12 protein-coding genes and 1 tRNA gene are annotated in these 16,120 nt (G+C 59.8%); 3 read left to right on the forward strand and 10 right to left on the reverse strand.

Annotation, left to right across the window (positions count from 1 at the left end):
• The first annotated feature begins 13 nt into the window (after positions 1–13).
• Entirely contained in the window at positions 14–1,363 is a 1,350-nt protein-coding gene (locus EKL02_RS11455) for an erythromycin esterase family protein (RefSeq protein WP_128902176.1), read from the forward strand.
• A 10-nt stretch (positions 1,364–1,373) separates the two neighbouring features.
• Here EKL02_RS11455 and EKL02_RS11460 read toward each other — a convergent pair whose 3' ends face one another.
• On the reverse strand, positions 1,374–2,903 hold the full coding sequence (locus EKL02_RS11460) for an acetyl-CoA hydrolase/transferase family protein (protein WP_128902177.1): 1,530 nt from the start codon (positions 2,901–2,903) through the stop codon (positions 1,374–1,376).
• A gap of 168 nt (positions 2,904–3,071) precedes the next feature.
• On the opposite strand from EKL02_RS11460, the gene hpaR reads away from it, so the two are divergent.
• A complete protein-coding gene (hpaR, locus tag EKL02_RS11465) occupies positions 3,072–3,578 on the forward strand; it encodes a homoprotocatechuate degradation operon regulator HpaR (protein WP_128902178.1) in 507 nt (168 codons plus the stop codon).
• A 10-nt stretch (positions 3,579–3,588) separates the two neighbouring features.
• Here the strand turns inward: hpaR and EKL02_RS11470 are convergent, their stop codons facing one another.
• The 8 genes from EKL02_RS11470 to EKL02_RS11505 form a co-directional block, all read right to left on the reverse strand.
• Positions 3,589–4,704, reverse strand: coding sequence for a DUF294 nucleotidyltransferase-like domain-containing protein (locus EKL02_RS11470; RefSeq protein WP_128902179.1), 1,116 nt, complete (start codon positions 4,702–4,704; stop codon positions 3,589–3,591).
• Positions 4,705–4,736: 32 nt separating this feature from the next.
• A complete protein-coding gene (locus EKL02_RS11475) occupies positions 4,737–6,929 on the reverse strand; it encodes an exonuclease domain-containing protein (RefSeq protein ID WP_128902180.1) in 2,193 nt (730 codons plus the stop codon).
• 10 nt (positions 6,930–6,939) lie between these two features.
• Positions 6,940–7,311, reverse strand: a complete 372-nt coding sequence (locus EKL02_RS11480; RefSeq protein ID WP_128902181.1) for a response regulator — start codon at positions 7,309–7,311, stop codon at positions 6,940–6,942.
• On the reverse strand, positions 7,308–10,040 hold the full coding sequence (locus EKL02_RS11485) for a sensor histidine kinase (RefSeq protein WP_128902182.1): 2,733 nt from the start codon (positions 10,038–10,040) through the stop codon (positions 7,308–7,310). Before EKL02_RS11485 ends, EKL02_RS11480 begins: the two co-directional genes overlap by 4 nt.
• A gap of 1 nt (position 10,041) precedes the next feature.
• The gene (locus EKL02_RS11490; RefSeq protein WP_206732381.1) at positions 10,042–10,323 is read right to left on the reverse strand and encodes a hypothetical protein; all 282 of its coding nucleotides are present in this window, start codon (positions 10,321–10,323) and stop codon (positions 10,042–10,044) included.
• A 75-nt stretch (positions 10,324–10,398) separates the two neighbouring features.
• Entirely contained in the window at positions 10,399–12,024 is a 1,626-nt protein-coding gene (locus EKL02_RS11495; RefSeq protein WP_241687868.1) for a cation acetate symporter, read from the reverse strand.
• Positions 12,025–12,062: 38 nt separating this feature from the next.
• On the reverse strand, positions 12,063–12,368 hold the full coding sequence (locus EKL02_RS11500) for a DUF485 domain-containing protein (protein WP_128902184.1): 306 nt from the start codon (positions 12,366–12,368) through the stop codon (positions 12,063–12,065).
• A gap of 218 nt (positions 12,369–12,586) precedes the next feature.
• Positions 12,587–14,245 (reverse strand): sensor domain-containing diguanylate cyclase, encoded by a 1,659-nt coding sequence (locus EKL02_RS11505; RefSeq protein WP_128902185.1) that lies wholly within the window; start codon positions 14,243–14,245, stop codon positions 12,587–12,589.
• Positions 14,246–14,540: 295 nt separating this feature from the next.
• On the opposite strand from EKL02_RS11505, the gene EKL02_RS11510 reads away from it, so the two are divergent.
• Complete coding sequence (locus EKL02_RS11510) at positions 14,541–15,659, forward strand: serine hydrolase domain-containing protein (protein WP_164932015.1); 1,119 nt, start codon at positions 14,541–14,543, stop codon at positions 15,657–15,659.
• A 373-nt stretch (positions 15,660–16,032) separates the two neighbouring features.
• On the opposite strand, the gene EKL02_RS11515 is transcribed toward EKL02_RS11510, so the two are convergent.
• Positions 16,033–16,109, reverse strand: a tRNA-Arg gene (locus EKL02_RS11515).
• Positions 16,110–16,120: the final 11 nt, after the last annotated feature.

Consider the following 16,120-nt stretch of genomic DNA (forward strand, 5'->3'; position numbering starts at 1 on the left):
TGTCCCGCCGATCATGGCCAGCCACGTCGACTCCCGCCTTGCCAACGCAATTGCGGCATCGGCACTCCCGCTCGAGGGCAGTGCATACGACTATGATCCGCTGCTGGAACTGGTAGGCGATGCCCGGTTTGTGCTGCTCGGCGAGGCCAGCCACGGCAGCCACGAATTCTATCGCGAGCGCGCCCGCATCACGCAGCGCCTCATTACCGAACTGGGATTCGGAGCGGTCGCCGTCGAAGCCGACTGGCCGGATGCCTACCGGGTCAACCGCTACGTGCGTGGCCAGGGTGCCGACCGCAGCAGCGAGGCCGCCCTGGCCGGCTTCAAGCGCTTTCCGACCTGGATGTGGCGCAATGCTGAGGTGCTGGAATTCCTCGACTGGCTGCATGACTGGAATCGCCGCCTGCCGCCCTCGCAAGCGCGCACCGGCTTCTACGGGCTCGATTTGTACAGCCTGTTTACGTCGATCACCGAAGTCTTGCGCTATCTCGAACAGGTCGACCCGCATGCGGCGCAGCAGGCGCGTGCCCGCTATGCCTGCTTCGACCACTACGGCGGCGACAGCCAGCGCTACGGCTATGGCGCCAGTCTCAACCTGTCTGCCTCGTGCGAGGATGCGGTGGTTGCGCAGCTACGCCAAATGCAGGGTCGCGCCTTCGATTACGTGCGCCAGGAAGTAGCCGATGGCGCGGAAGCCTATTTCCATGCACAGCAAAATGCCCGGCTGGTGATGCATGCCGAGGAATACTACCGCACCATGTTCCGCGGCCGAGTCTCTTCCTGGAACCTGCGCGACCGCCACATGGCCGACACCCTGGAAGCGCTGTCGCAGCACTTGAGCCATGGTGGCGGCAAGCCGGCCCGCATCGTGGTGTGGGAACACAATTCGCACATCGGCGACGCCCGCGCCACCGACATGGGTGAGCACGGCGAATGGACGCTTGGGCAGCTGGCGCGCGAAGCCTACGCAGACGAGGCCGTGCTGGTTGGCTTTACCACCCACCACGGCACTGTCACGGCAGCGTCCGACTGGGATGCGCCGGCCGAACGAAAGCGCGTGCGCCCTGCCCTTGCCGGCAGCATCGAGGATGCCTTCCACCATAGCGGCGTGCCGCGCTTCCTGCTGCCGCTAAGGACGGCGAAGGCCGCCGCCCAGGCGCTTGCCGGACGGCGCCTGGAACGCGCCATTGGCGTGATTTACCGGCCGCAGACGGAGCGCCACAGCCATTACCTTTACGCCCGCCTGCCGCAGCAATTCGACGCTGTACTGCATTTCGATGAAACGCATGCAGTGCAGCCGCTGGAAGCGTCCGCAGGCTGGCATGCGGGCGAAGCGCCTGAAACGTTTCCTGAAGGGATATAGCAAAAGCGCGTCAGGCGACCTTCAGGCGGGCTTCCTCCACCGCCGGCAGCATGCTGCCGTGCTCGCGGTAGCGCACATGCCACGACAGGGCCTTTTCCAGCACGTGCGGGGTCTGGCCGCCGCGCTGGTTGGCCTCGGCCACATACTCCCGGAGCATTTCCCGGTACGGCTCGGCAACGCAGTTGTTGATGATGGCCTGGGCACGCTCGCGCGGCGCCAGGCCGCGCAAGTCGGCAAGGCCGATTTCGGTGACCAGGATATCGACGTCGTGCGAACTGTGGTCAGTATGGGCAACCATCGGCACGATGCTGGAAATCTTGCCGCCCTTGGCAACCGACTTTGTGGCGAACACTGCCAGGTAGGCATTGCGGGCAAAGTCGCCGGAACCGCCGATGCCGTTCATCATGCTGGTACCCATGACGTGCGTGGAATTGACGTTGCCATAAATGTCGGCTTCCAGGGCAGTGTTGATGGCGATAATGCCCAGGCGGCGCACGATCTCGGGGTGGTTGCTGATTTCCTGGGGGCGCAGCACCAGGCGATCCTTGTATTTGGCAAAATTGCCGAACACTTCATGGCATTTACGTGACGACAGCGTGATCGACGATCCAGAGGCAAAGTCAAGCTTGCCGGCATCAAACAGCTCGAACGTCGAATCCTGCAGCACTTCCGAATACATGGACAGGTGCTTGAACGGGCTGTCGATCAAGCCCGACATCACGGCATTGGCAATGGTGCCGATGCCGGCCTGCAGCGGCATGAGGCTCTCGGTCAGGCGGCCCGCCGCAACCTCCTTAGTGAAGAACGCCACCAGGTGGCCGGCGATGGCCGCAGTTTCCTCGTCGGGCGGCAGGTTGGACGCCGTGCTGTCGGGCTGGTTCGTGATAACGATGGCGACAATCTTTTCTGCCGGAATTTCGATGGAGGTCGTGCCCACCCGATCGGAAACCCTGGTCAGCGGTACCGGCTCGCGTGCCGGGCGGCGCTTGGGAATGAAAATATCGTGCAAACCCTCCAGCTCCAGCGCATGGGCCAGGTTGATTTCGACAATCACCTTGTCGGCGAGGATGGCGAAGCTGGCACTGTTGCCAACCGAAGTCGTCGGGATAATGGCGCCGGTTTCCGTGATGGCAATTGCCTCGATGATGGCGACGTCGACTGGCGCGATCTGGCCGCTGCGCAAAAATTCGACCGTTTCGGACAAGTGCTGGTCGACATACATCACCTCGCCGCTGTTGATCGCCGCGCGCAGGGTCGGGTCGCCCTGGAAGGGCATGCGGCGCACCAGGGCGCCGGCTTCAGTCAATTGGCGGTCGACTTCACCGCCCAGCGAAGCGCCGGTCAGCAAGGTCACTTTCAGCGGTTCGTGGCGGGCCCGCTCGGCCAGGGCCAGCGGCACCACCTTGGCATCGCCAGCCTTGGTAAAGCCGCTCATGCCGATGGTCATGCCATCCTTGATCCACTCGGCCGCAGCTGCCGCCGTGGTCACTTTGTCACGCAGGCTGGATGCGCGAATGCGTTGTGCGAGATTTTCCGACATGCTTGTTTCCTCTTCTTCGTTGGCGGCGCCTGGATTGCTGCGCTCTTTTTGGGTGTCTATCAAATGATTTTATTCACTAACATATGAGTAATATAATCACTAACATCTTAATGAGTCAAGCGGTATAATCCTTTTTGGCTACTCATACAATAAATTCAGGAGACACGAATGCAGCCTCGCATCACCTATCGCAATCTGCCGCAACTCTTGCTCAAGGGCCGCGACCGGCTCATGTCCAATTTCAGGCCGATTCTCAATCGCTTTGGCGTAACAGAGCAGCAGTGGCGCATCCTGCGCGCGCTCGACGAATACGAGCAGCTCGAACCGCGCGAAATCTGCGAAATGTGCCAGATTCTCAGCCCCAGCATGGCAGGCGTGCTGGCCCGCATGGAAGACCTCGGCCTGGTCAGCCGCAACCGCTTGCCGGAAGACCAGCGCCGGGTCATGGTGCGCCTGGCGCATAAAGGCGACCAGCTGATTACCGAAATCGCTCCCCTGATCGATGCGCGCTACCACGAACTGGAGCAGGCATTCGGCAAGAAGGTGTTTGACGATCTATTCCAGGCGCTGGAGAATTTCATTGAAGCGCAGACGCGCACAGTCACAATCGAGGAAGCGCAGCAAACTGCGGTGCAGGAAAAAGCGCGCCGCAAGACCAAGCCGGGCGGGCGTTAAGCCAGCATCGTCAGGCGTGTGCGCCGCCCAGATGGGCATGCGCCAGGCACTGCTGCAACGCCCGTGCCTGTTGCAAGGCATCGAGCAAGGCATGCCGCTCGGATTTTGCCAGCTGCGCCGGAGCGACATGGTTATGCATTGCTTCGCCTCGCGCCGCGCTGGCATGCTGGCATTTCAGGCGCAACAGTTCGATAAAATAGAAGGCCCGGATCCACGTCTCGACCTCATCCGGCTCCAGCATCGCCGCTTGCGCCGCCCGCCGCAGGCGATCGGCCGTATTGCTGGCATGATTGCCACACGCTAGGCCATAGACGCGGGCCGCATCCACGAACAGCGTCGCGGCCTGCAACTTCAGGTCGATGGTGCCGGCGAAATCGCCGTGGCGTTCGACCACGAAGTCGCGCAGCAAACCCAGCGGCGCCTGGCGCCGCAAGGCATTTTCGGCCATTTGCAGCAGGAAGCGCGGATTGTCCGCGGCATTCGCCGATAGCCAGCCGCCCAGGGTGCCTGTGAGTGTGCTGTTACCGTATAACAGGCGAAAATCGAAAAAAATGCTGGCATTGAGCAATGCCTGGGTGTCGCCTTCGATCATCCACTCCATGAAACGCGCCTTCCACTCCTGCAAGCTCAGGCAGCATTGCGGATTGCTGGCCATGATCTGCCCGCGGCACAAGGGAAAGCCACAGTCGGCCAGCATCAGGTTGACGCGCAACGCCAGCGGCAAAAGCAGCTCGCGCTGCGCGTCGGGATTATCGCCATCGGCAAAAATAATGGCGTTGTCCTGGTCGCTGGAAAAAGTCTGTTCTTGCCGGCCTTCGCTGCCCAGTGCAATCCAGCACCAGTGCGGCTGGCCTTGCCGCGCCTCTGCGCAGGCCAGTGCAATCACCCGCTGCGTCAGCGCATCGCTCAGTGCGGAAATCAGGCGCGTCAGGAATTCGGCAGGCAGCGCGTCAAACGCACGGTGCACCAGGGCGCGCATTTCAGCGGCAACCCGTTGCAGCGCGGCGCCGTCCGAAGCAGCGGCAAGCGCGGCATCCAGGCTGCGCATTTCAATGGCAAATGCGTGCGCGCCATCCCTGTCGTTGCCAAAGGCAGCCGCTGGATCGAAGTCGACACTATCCTGCATGGCGTTCCCCTTGATATTTGTGCGCATCAAGCTCAATAGCGCAGGCGCGCATATCTGGTCTGCCGCTCGGCATCGCGCGCCTCACCGAACGTACGGATGCCTTTATCGGCCAGCAGCGGCAGCATGCGCAGAAACACTTCCGCAGTGACAATCGCATCGCCCAGCGCCGTGTGGCGGCCGACGACCGTCACACCCAGGCGGGCAGCGATGGCTTCCAGGGTATGCTCGAGCTGATGCGGATGGATCACCTGCGAGAGCAGCAAGGTGTCGAGCACCTGCTGCCCGAAGCGCACGCCGGTCTGCGCTTCCTGCATTTGCAGGAAGCGCAGGTCGAACGCCGCATTGTGCGCCACCAGCACAGTATCTTCGACAAAACGCTGGAATTGCGGCAGCACCTGCTCGACCCGCGGATGGCCTGCAAGCATGTCTTCGGTGATGCCATGAATGGCGACAGACTCCGCCGACACCGGGCAGCGCGGTCGTATCATGCGATCGAAATTCTCCTGCTGCAGCAGGCGCCCGTTGACGATGCGAACAGCGCCGATGGAAATGATTTCATCCCCGGCGGCAGGGTAAAGACCGGTCGTCTCCGTATCGAATACGGTGTAGCTGATTTGCGCAAGTGGCAAGCTGTCGAGCGCGGCATCCTGTCCGGCTTGCTGGAACAAGTCGAAATCGTAAAATACCGGCCTGCCCTCTCCCCGGAACGCAATTGCCAGCGGCGCCGGCGCAGCGCTTGCCGGCAGCAACAGGCAATAGCGCGAGCTTGCGCTACCTGCGTCATAGCGGTACACCGACTCGCCGGCGTGACGCGCCAGGACCGCGCCGATACTCATTGCTTCGCCCCCGGCATCGCCGGCCGGCGACGCCTGCTCCCAGGACTGCAGCAGCGCCGCACCGGGCTCCGCCCCCATCCAGCCGAATTCAAATCGCGCCAGCCCGCCATCCCGCCGCACGCCCAGGAAAATCTCGCGAACCTGCGTCGCATCGGCCATCTGCCGGCACCAGTGCGCCAGCGCCTGGCTCAGGGCGTAGCTGTCGACCGCAAGCCAGAGTCCGGCATCGGCATCCGCTGCCGGATTGCCGCCGTTGCCGCTTGCCGCCGTTGCCGGCTGAACGCGCAGCGCAGGCGAATCGAGCCGGCGAACGAGCAAGCCGAGAAGATCTTCGGCGCGCATTTCCTCGAACTCGCGGCGCCCCTCGAATTCGCTTCCGTACTCGTTGAGCGCACGTTCGACACCGCGCGCCAGGCGTTGCGACTCCTCTTCGATGACGCTGATGAACCGTTCGCGACGCGCGCCATCCATTTCCGGAAAGGCCTGCACCGTTTCCACCGCCGCCCGCAAATTAGCCAGTGCCGAGCGCGCATCGCGGTTAAATGCCTGCAGCAATGCATCGCGCCGGCTGTCGGCTTCCACCTCGCGTGTAATGTCTTCCAGCACCAGCACGAAACCGCCCAGCTTGCCGGATTCGTCGAGCACCGGGGCCATTCTCGCGCGTACCAGAAAACCGCTGGCCAGCGGCGCGATGAAGCGCGATGACACCTCGGCCTTTGCCGCATTGTGCGCATCGGGCTCTTCGGTATCGTGCTGTTGATGCAGCCGATGCTGGATCTGCTCAAGCGCATGCACCACCAGGCCGCGCTCGACAAGTCCGAACAGCGAGCGCCCGAGGCCCAGGGGCGCCGAATCCGGCGCCTCGCCTGCGCCCTTCCCGCGCATGAGTAATTGCCGCGCGTGTCGGTTGTAGAGCAGGATCCTCCCCTCGATATTACATACCAGCACACCCACCGACAGCTCCGCCATCAGCGCGGCAAGGCGCGTCCTTTCCTGGGCAAGCTCGCGTCCGGCAAGGGCAATCCTTGCCTCGCTGTCTTCCTGCAGGGCCTGGCAGGTGGCGCCAAGATCGTTGAGCGTTGCGCCCAGCGTTCGCACCGCCGCACCGCCCTGCGGCATGACACGATGGGCTGGATTATTTTTCAATAAAACGATCTCTTCCCCCAGCCTTGCCAGAGGAAAAATATAGGCGCGAAACACGAAGCGCAGGCCAAGGCCAAGTGCCAGCAGCAAAAAAAACGCCAGGGCCGCCAGCAGCGCATTGCGTTGCCCGCTGTCCGGCACCCGCGTGAAAATCAGCAGTAATGCGCCGGCAACTGCGATCTGCAGCGCAGACAGCAGTGTGAGCGACAAGGCAAAGCGGTGGCGGGCAAAAAGGCGCGCAAGCATGGAAATCGTCTCAGTCTTCCGCCATCATGCCAGCCACGCGCTGGACAAGTTCCTTGGTAGAAAACGGCTTGGTCACATAAGCATCAGCGCCCAGGGCGAGGCCCTTGCTCACTTCCGACTCCCGCCCCTTGGCCGACAGCATCACGATCTTGACTGCAGTCCAGGCGCTGTTCTCGCGGATTTTCTGGCAGACTTCGAAACCATTAAGAACTGGCATCATGACGTCAAGTAAGACCAGGTCGGGCTGAAAAGAATGCATCCGCTCCAGCGCTTCAGCGCCATCGCGTGCGACCGCCACTTCATAACCGCTCTGCTGCATGAGAAACTCCAGCGAAAGCACGATATTGGGCTCATCGTCCACGATCAGTATTCTGCGTCTCATGCATCATCCCCATTCGCCGCGCGCGGCAAGGCAAAAACAAACTGCGCGCCGGGCCCGGCGGCGTCCTCCAGCCACAGGCTGCCACCAAAATGCGCAATGATGCGGCGGCTGATGGGCAACCCCAGGCCTGTCCCTGGCGGCTTGCCGGTAAGGGTATCACCACCCTGGCGGAATTTTTCAAAAATAATTTCGCGATCTTGCGCAAGTACCCCGGGGCCATTGTCACGCACCACGACGCGCAACCAGCCATCCTGCTCGCGCAGGCCGACATCGATCCGGCCTGAACCCGGGGCGCAAAATTTTGCGGCGTTCGACAACAGGTTGAGCATCACCTGCATCAGGCGGTCCCGGTCGGCCAGTACCGTGGCCGCCTGTGCCGGCAAATCGACGTCCACATCGATGCGCTTGTCCTCGAAAATCCGGGCCGTCGCCTTCACTGCGGCGTCGATCACTTCGCGCAAGTCGAGTTTTTCCGAATTCCATTCCGCCCGCCCCGCCTCGATCTTGGCCAGGTCCAGCACGTCGTTGATCAGGCGGGTAAGGCGCTCGCTTTCCTTGATCACGATATCGAGGTATTCGCTACGTTTTTCCGAAGCCAGTCCAGGATTGTCACGCAGGATCTCGGAAAAAGCGCGTATCGAGGTCAGCGGCGTACGCAACTCGTGCGTCACGGTCGACAGAAAATCATCCTTCATCCGATCCAGCTCTTTCAGCTGCATGTTGGCCTCCCGCAATTCCGCTGAAGCTTCCTCGAGTTCGCGCGACTTGGTTTCAAGCTGGCGGCTGTAGGCGATCACCTGCGACGTCTCGTCGAGAATCGCCAGCACTTCATCCGGGCCGAGTGGTTCCTCGTCGACTACCGATGCCACCATCGCATGCGCAGATGCGGCGCCGATTGCGCCTGCAAGCTCGATTTCGGCGAAACGCACAAGATCGGCATCGCCGGCAGGAAGCGGGCCAGAGGGACGCTCGCGCATGAACCGCATGTATGCCTGCTCGGCCCGGGCTGCGCCCAGAAAACGCCGCAACAGGGACAGCAAGGCATCGCCCGACGCCCGCCCACGCCACAGGCTGGCGCCAATATCCGCGCGCCCGCGCGTGTATGCATCGACAAACACCAGTGCCTGGGCCTTTTCCGCCGCCCCCTGCCGGCTCCACAGCGACACGCCGACATAGCAACCCAGGTTGGCCAGCATGCTCCAGAATAACCCATGCGAAATCTGGTCAAGACCCTCGAGCCCCAGGAGCTGCCGCGGCCGCAGCCACCCTATGCCGAGCGGCCCGTTCGCAATAAAGCCCGAGGGCAGCCAGCCCGATTGCGCAAACGAAGGCAACAGCAGCGTGTACGCCCACAGGATGAAGCCGCTGCACAGGCCAGCGAGCGCACCCGCACGCGTGCCGTTTTTCCAGAACATGCCACCCAACATGGCTGGCGCAAATTGGGCAACAGCGGCAAAGGAAATCAGGCCGATCGCCACCAGCGCATATGCCTCGCCGGCCAGTCGCGAGTAGGCATAGCCCAGCAGCATGAGCAGCAGGATTGCGCCGCGCCGCACATTGAGCAGCAGGCCGCTCAGGTCCGCACGCTGGTCGAGCCGCAACCGCCTGGCGCGCAACAGGACCGGCATGACGACATCGTTACAAAGCATGGTGCTCAAGGCGATCGTCTCGACAATGATCATGCCGGTTGCGGCCGACAGTCCGCCTACAAACACCAGCAGCGCAAGGGCCGCCTGATTCCCCTGCAGCGGCAGCATCAGGATGAACATGTCCGCATCGCTCTGCGCACCGGAAAAATGCATTTTGCCCGCCATGGCAATGGGGAGCACGAAAATGTTAATCACCAAAAGGTACAACGGCAGCATCCAGATTGCACGCGCCACATGGGCTTCATCGACATTCTCGACCACTGCTATCTGGAACTGCCGCGGCAGGCACAGGATCGACAGCATCGACAGCACGATCAAGGCAGTCCAGTTGGCAAAGCCGCCACCCGCCATTGCGCCGTCCAGGCTCATCAGCGGCGCCAGCGACGCATGCGCGCGCGCCTGGCGAAACAGGTCGGGCAAGCCATCGTACATGACGAAACCGACATAGATTCCGACGGCAAGGAAAGACAGGAGCTTGACCAGTGACTCGAATGCGATGGCAGCCACCATGCCTTCGTGGCGCTCGGATGCATCCAGATGACGGGTGCCGAACAGGATCGTAAACGCTGCCAGCAGCAATGCCAGATACAAGGCTGTGTCCGACCAGATCGCCTGTCCCGGCAACGCGCCGGAGTGACGGGAAAGCACGGCCAGGCTGGACGACACCGCCTTCAGTTGCAAGGCGATATAAGGCACCACCCCGATTACCGCACCCAGGGTCACGAGCCCGCCGAGCAGCGCACTCTTGCCATAGCGGGAAGCGATGAAATCCGCGATCGAGGTAATGCGGTTGGCCTTGCTGATACGGATCATCTTGCGCAAGACGATCCACCACAAGGCGGCCATCAACGTTGGCCCGAGGTAAATCGGCAGGAACCCGATGCCGCTGACGGCAGCACGTCCGACGCTGCCGTAGAATGTCCAGGTGGTTGCGTATACCCCAAGCGACAAGGCATAGACATACGGGCTGGCGATGATGCTGGTGCCTGCGGAGGCGCGCCGGTCGCCATAAAAGGCAATTGCAAACAGCAGACCGAGATAGGCCAGCGACAAGAATCCGATCGCCCATCCTTGCAGCATTTTATTCCCTGGTATCAGGTGCGACGGGCACGCCGCCCGCCCCGGACTGGAAGTCCTCGCCAGCCCACGCCTGGCGCGACGGACGCTCCTGCGTGCGCTCGGCAACGCAAGCCATCAACACGATCAGGAGCAGCCAGGCGGCAAACAGATATAGCCAGACTGCCGGCACGCCAAGCCAATCGCTGGCGCCGGCAAACAGCGCCAGCAAGGGGAAATTAAACAGCAGCCAGCCGAGCAGAAAGAGTGCCAGCAGGCGCTGTCCGATGAGATTGCGATGCAACACGGGATGTTCCCCAGCCGGCCGGCGGTTTGTGCGAGGCGAGCTTGCCGTGCCCGCCTCGCGCCGTGGCAGGCCCGATCAGTGACCGGATGCCGCAGCCGCGCCAATGCCGGTTTCCGAACGCACTTTCTGTGCCTCATACCCGGCGCGATCCTGGCGCGCCCGTTCGCTGTTGTCCATGATGGAAAACAGCCAGATGCCCAAAAAGCCCGCAGTCATGGAAAACAGCGCAGGTGACGTATAGGGATAAACCGCCTTTGCATGATGCAGCACGTCCACCCAGACCGACTTCGACAGGATCGTCAGGACAACCGCAGTAACCAGGCCGATAAAGCCGCCGATGGTCGCGCCGCGCGTGGTGCAATCCTTCCACATCACCGACATGAACAATACCGGGAAGGTGGCGGATGCGGCGACGGCGAATGCCAGCGATACCATGAAGGCGATGTTCTGCTTTTCGAAAACGATACCCAGGATGACTGCAACCACCCCCAGCACAATGGTGGTAATGCGGGAAACGCTCAACTCGTCCTTGCTGCTGGCCTTGCCTTTTTTGATGACGGTGGAATACAGGTCGTGCGACACCGCAGAAGCGCCGGACAAGGTCAGGCCCGCAACCACTGCAAGAATGGTGGCGAACGCCACGGCAGAAATAAACCCGAGGAATACGTTGCCGCCAACCGCGTTGGCCAGATGCACTGCCGCCATGTTGTCACCGCCAAGCAGCTTGCCGGCGAGATCCTTGTAGACCGGATTGGTGCTGACGAGGACGATCGCGCCGAAGCCGATGATGAAGGTCAGGACATAGAAGTAAGCGATCCAGGTCGTTGCCCAAAACACCGACTTGCGCGCCTCCTTGGCGCTCGGCACGGTAAAGAAACGCATCAGGATATGGGGCAAGCCGGCGGTGCCGAACATCAGCGCCATGCCGAAGGAAATGGCGGAAATGGGATCCTTGATGAAGCCGCCCGGCCCCATGATCGCCTGCGCCTTCGGATGCACCTCGACGGCCTTGGCAAACAGCGCTTCGGGGCTGAAATTGAACTGGTAAAGCACCATGAAGACCATGAAGGTGGCGCCGGACAGCAGCATGATCGCCTTGATGATCTGCACCCAGGTGGTTGCGGTCATGCCGCCGAACAGCACGTACACCATCATCAGGGTGCCGACGATGACCACGGCCATCCAGTACTCGAGACCGAACAGCAGCTTGATCAGCTGGCCGGCGCCCACCATCTGGGCAATCAGGTAAAACGCCACCACCACCAGCGTGCCGGAGGCCGCGAATACGCGGATGGGGGTCTGCGAGAAACGATAGGCGGCGACATCGGCGAAGGTAAAGCGCCCGAGATTGCGCAGGCGCTCGGCCAGCAGGAAGGTCAGCACCGGCCAGCCGACGAGGAAGCCGATCGAATAGATCAGGCCATCATAGCCGTTGAGGTACACCGCCGCCGAAATGCCGAGGAAGGAAGCCGCCGACATGTAGTCGCCGGCGATCGCCAGGCCATTCTGGAAGCCAGTGATGCCGCCGCCCGCGGTATAGAAGTCGGCGGCGGACTTGGTCTTGGACGCCGCCCACTTGGTGATGAAGAGCGTGAATACCACGAACACCGCGAACATGGCGATCGCGGTCCAGTTGGTGGGCTGCTTTACCGCCTGGCCGAGCGAATCACCGGCGGCCCGGGCAGCGCCTGCACACACCATCAACACTGCAGCGCCGGTAAGGTGTCTGAAGTTGGCCATTACAAAACCTCCTTGCGGATCGCTGCGGTCAGGTCGTCGAATTCCTTGTTGGCGCGTGCAACATAAACACCGGTGATAATCACGGTGAACAGGATGACAAACAGCCCGATCGGTATGCCCCAGGTCATCACGCCGTCGCCAATTCTGGTTGCCAGGAATTCCTTGTCGAAGGCGATCAGCAGGATATAGCCGTAGTACACGATCAGCATCAGCACGGCCAGGATCCAACCGAATGAGGTACGGGTAGCAACCAGCTTCTGATAACGGGGATTCGATGCGATGCGTCGAACGAGATCTTCTTCCATGACCTGCCTCCTGATTATTGTGCATTTTGATGGAATCCAGCCTTGTTACCGATGCTCGCGGAGGCAGGAGATCCTGCTACATATTACTGTCACCGGTATCTGGCGTGACAGTTGGCGAGAAAGCGTCGTTGAGATAACGCAAGAAATCTATTGCATGTACCGGCCGGGCATCATGCAAAACGCTGGGGCGACAGCGCTGGCAAATAATCGTCGATTTGCTACCCGCAGCAGACGCGGTTACGCCCCTGCGCCTTGGCTTGATACAATGCTTCATCGGCACGGCCGAAAAGCGTTAGTTGCGTGTCACCATCACGGCGTACAGTACAGCCGGCGGAAATCGTAATACGGTGCGCGCCATTGCAAGTCGACACACAGATCTGTTCAATTCCACAGCGAATGCGTTCTGCCAGAAGCTGTGCGCCTTCCAGATCGCAATTCGGCAATATCACCACGAACTCTTCACCGCCATAGCGGCATGCCATATCGGTCTGACGAATGTGCCGATTGAGCTCGCGCGCAATAGCCGCCAGAACGTCATTGCCGGCAGCATGACCGAAACGGTCGTTGAAGCTTTTGAAATGATCGATGTCTAGCACAACCAGCGACAGGTCTTTCTTGTCCGACGCTCGCGCTGCTTCCTGTAAGCGTCGCTCGAGTTCCTGCCCAAAACTGCGAAAATTGAACAGGCCGGTCAGTTGGTCGGTAGACGCAAGCTCAGCCAGCTGGCTGACCTTTTCCTGCAGTTGCAGATTTAGGCGTCCAATCTCGGCATTCTGCGCCTGGCTGGTCGCATACAAGCGGCTGTTGGTCAATGCCGTGCCGAGAAATGCGGTAAGCTGTTCCAGCAGCTGCAGATCATTTTCCGACAGCGACAAGGGTTCGCTCAGGCTATACAGGCCAAGCACGCCGACTGGCTGCTTGTGATATCGGATCGCGGATAAAAAAAGCGTACGGGGCCGTTCAAGAAAGCCGAGGCTGCGCCGGTCGAACTTGGCCATTGGCAGATGCATGATCTGCTGCAAATCATGCACCAGGAAATGAGAGTTGCGCATGAATACATAGATTGCGCAGCTGCTAGCCTCATCCATTTCATACGGAAACTGTGACTGGAATGCCTGCCACGCGTCGCTCGTATCTTGCAGTGCCGGCGTGGCGCCGACGATCTTTTCCAACACTAGCTGCTCACCTTGCAAGGCCACATAGGCGGCAATATCGAACTTAAGTTGGCGGAACAACTCAGCGGAAAATAATTCATAAATTTTCTCGACTGATGTCAGGCTGCTCATTTCTTCGAGAAAGTCGAGTAGCCGGTGATTGGCACTGACTGCCGACTGCGCTTCCTGGTGCAATGCCTCCAAGTGGCTCATCCTGAGCCAGTTGGCCAGACATAAGTAAAACGTATCAATGAGCGAGCGGGCAGCTTGCAACGCATCGTCAAGCAGCCCGCCGACAGTCCCCATCAAGAGCAGTACGCCAATTGGTGTTTGCCCAGGTGTATCGGGATCACAGATCGGAATGGCGACCAGATACTGCGCCTTCCAATAGAGCAAAATTTGCCGCTCCGCGTCGTTGGCATTTTCAACGGTAATACGGATAACCGAACATGACTTGAAGGCCCGTGTATTGACCTGGACATCGGACAATTGGACAGAATGGCCGAGATAATTTTCTTCAAGATTGCGATACTCTGGCGTTAGCCGGAGCTTCATGCAACGCAGAGAATCGCCGGAAGCATTCAGGAGATTGACCCAATATCCATCAATGCCCGGGACCGTAGCCAGCGCTTTCGCAAACAGGTCGAGCACATCGGACAACGCTCGCGCATGCGCGGTCGCTGCCAGCATTTCAGAAATTTGCGTCTCCAGGATCGATGCCATGATTTCTTCTTGTTATTTGGTATTACTTTATCGTTCTTTATATTAAACGCCTACAAGAAAGCTTTCGCAATACTGCCGACAAGCACGGCGCCGTTGTATTAGTGCTGTATTTCTGTTCCGTTATTCAGCCCCACTGCAGGCGTTTCCGCAAATATAATTACCTTACTATAATTGCAGCGCAACATTCAACCTAACCACTTATCACAACCGAGTTTAATCGTAGCTGCAACGGCGCATGAACATGAACGCGCCACCGCCCACGCAAAAACTTGTCTGCACCCGTTTTGGAGATCCAATGACCAACAACATTGACCGCTTACTCGACTATCAAATTCAATCGCGCCATTGCCCCGGCGCCTTGGTGCATGTTGAGCGAGCAGGCAAGGTTTTGGCGCACCAGGCCGCAGGGCTGATTGGCCCGGAAAGCGATATACCGATGCACGACGGCGCGCTGTTCCGTCTTGCATCACTGACTAAAACGATCGTGACCTTTGCGGCCCTGATGCAAGTCGATGAGGGACACATTGCCCTGGACGCACCTGTGAGCGATTATCTGCCGGTGCTGAAAGATCAGCGCTTGCCGTCAGGCGAGCGCCCACAGCGCGCACCTACCGTTCGTGACCTCATGCGCCATACAGCTGGGCTGGACTACGGCTGGGCAATCCAGGATAGCGACGTGCGCCAAAAATACCAGAACGCGAATTTCCTCACGCAGACGCCAATCTACGAGGGCAGCGCCTTTCTTGGTGCACTCGCGGCATTGCCTCTGGCAGCACAACCTGGCACCGCCTTTAATTATGGTTATGCAACCGATGTGCTGGGCATGATTGTCGAAAAAATTGACGGCGTATCACTTGGGAAAAGTCTCAAGACACGGATACTGGATCCGTTGGGCATGCGCGAAACCGGCTTTGAGGTACCCAAATCCGAGCAAGCCCGCCTGGCGTCTGCATTTGCTACCGATACGGCATGGCATACCTTTGTCCCCAAATACGGAATACCCAAACCAGGCCTGCCGTTCATGCACTGTGGCGGCGGTGGCCTGGTGTCTACTCTTGGCGACTTTGCCAGCTTTTCCCGCATGCTCGCCAATGGCGGATACATTAACGGCGAGCGAATGCTATCGGAAAACCTGTTCGAGGAAATGGGGCGCAATCAGCTCCCGGAAAGCGTCGTCGGTCCGACCTCGTTTACCGGCCCCGGATTTGGTTTTGGTCTCGGATTCGCGGTCCGTCTCGATTGGGGTCCGGGCGCCATGCCCTGTGCGGCAGGAGAAATGACGTGGTCGGGCATCAGCGGAACCACAATGTTCGTGGATCCGAAGGAGAAATGGTTCGCCCTTCACTTCAGCAGCAACATGACGACGCGAATGATGGCACGCATGGAATTTCGTCGTGCGGCGGCGCTTTGTTAGGAACTCTCTATTCATTAAGGCTCAATCGCCTGTTCAATCCAAATCCTTTCATTCCAGCAAATAGACCAACGCCAATATTGCGTTATTAACAACCACTAGAACATCTGAAGATAAACAGCTTATGTCTATTGGGCAAGATGGCATATCTGCTATCGCGGCATGCGCCAACCCATGAATATAGGAGAAAGAAAATTAACAACTGCTTTAGTGCCAAAACTTGGCAAACGGTGTGATTGACGCGCTCAAGATTGACCGGCGGACAAGAATCGATCGTGGGCAAAGCCAAGTAAAAACGAATGCGGAGCAATTAGTGCCCAAAGTCGATACAGACAAATCTGATCCATGCGCACTATCGTTGAGAGGTGAAAGCGATTGGCCTGCCCAGCAGGAGTCGAACCTGCGACCTACGGCTTAGAAGGCCGTTGCTCTATCCAACTGAGCTATGGGCAGTCGGGAAACTG

It is taken from the genome of Janthinobacterium sp. 17J80-10, assembly GCF_004114795.1.
Taxonomy (GTDB): Bacteria; Pseudomonadota; Gammaproteobacteria; order Burkholderiales; family Burkholderiaceae_D; genus Paucimonas.

What these genes read in the sequence shown, in the direction of transcription:
- EKL02_RS11455 (WP_128902176.1), top strand. Translation starts at nt 14, where the DNA reads ATGGCCAGCCACGTCGACTCCCGCCTTGCCAACGCAATTGCGGCATCG.
- EKL02_RS11460 (WP_128902177.1), bottom strand. Translation starts at nt 2,903, where the DNA reads ATGTCGGAAAATCTCGCACAACGCATTCGCGCATCCAGCCTGCGTGAC.
- hpaR (WP_128902178.1), top strand. Translation starts at nt 3,072, where the DNA reads ATGCAGCCTCGCATCACCTATCGCAATCTGCCGCAACTCTTGCTCAAG.
- EKL02_RS11470 (WP_128902179.1), bottom strand. Translation starts at nt 4,704, where the DNA reads ATGCAGGATAGTGTCGACTTCGATCCAGCGGCTGCCTTTGGCAACGAC.
- EKL02_RS11475 (WP_128902180.1), bottom strand. Translation starts at nt 6,929, where the DNA reads ATGCTTGCGCGCCTTTTTGCCCGCCACCGCTTTGCCTTGTCGCTCACA.
- EKL02_RS11480 (WP_128902181.1), bottom strand. Translation starts at nt 7,311, where the DNA reads ATGAGACGCAGAATACTGATCGTGGACGATGAGCCCAATATCGTGCTT.
- EKL02_RS11485 (WP_128902182.1), bottom strand. Translation starts at nt 10,040, where the DNA reads ATGCTGCAAGGATGGGCGATCGGATTCTTGTCGCTGGCCTATCTCGGT.
- EKL02_RS11495 (WP_241687868.1), bottom strand. Translation starts at nt 12,024, where the DNA reads ATGGTGTGTGCAGGCGCTGCCCGGGCCGCCGGTGATTCGCTCGGCCAG.
- EKL02_RS11500 (WP_128902184.1), bottom strand. Translation starts at nt 12,368, where the DNA reads ATGGAAGAAGATCTCGTTCGACGCATCGCATCGAATCCCCGTTATCAG.
- EKL02_RS11505 (WP_128902185.1), bottom strand. Translation starts at nt 14,245, where the DNA reads ATGGCATCGATCCTGGAGACGCAAATTTCTGAAATGCTGGCAGCGACC.
- EKL02_RS11510 (WP_164932015.1), top strand. Translation starts at nt 14,541, where the DNA reads ATGACCAACAACATTGACCGCTTACTCGACTATCAAATTCAATCGCGC.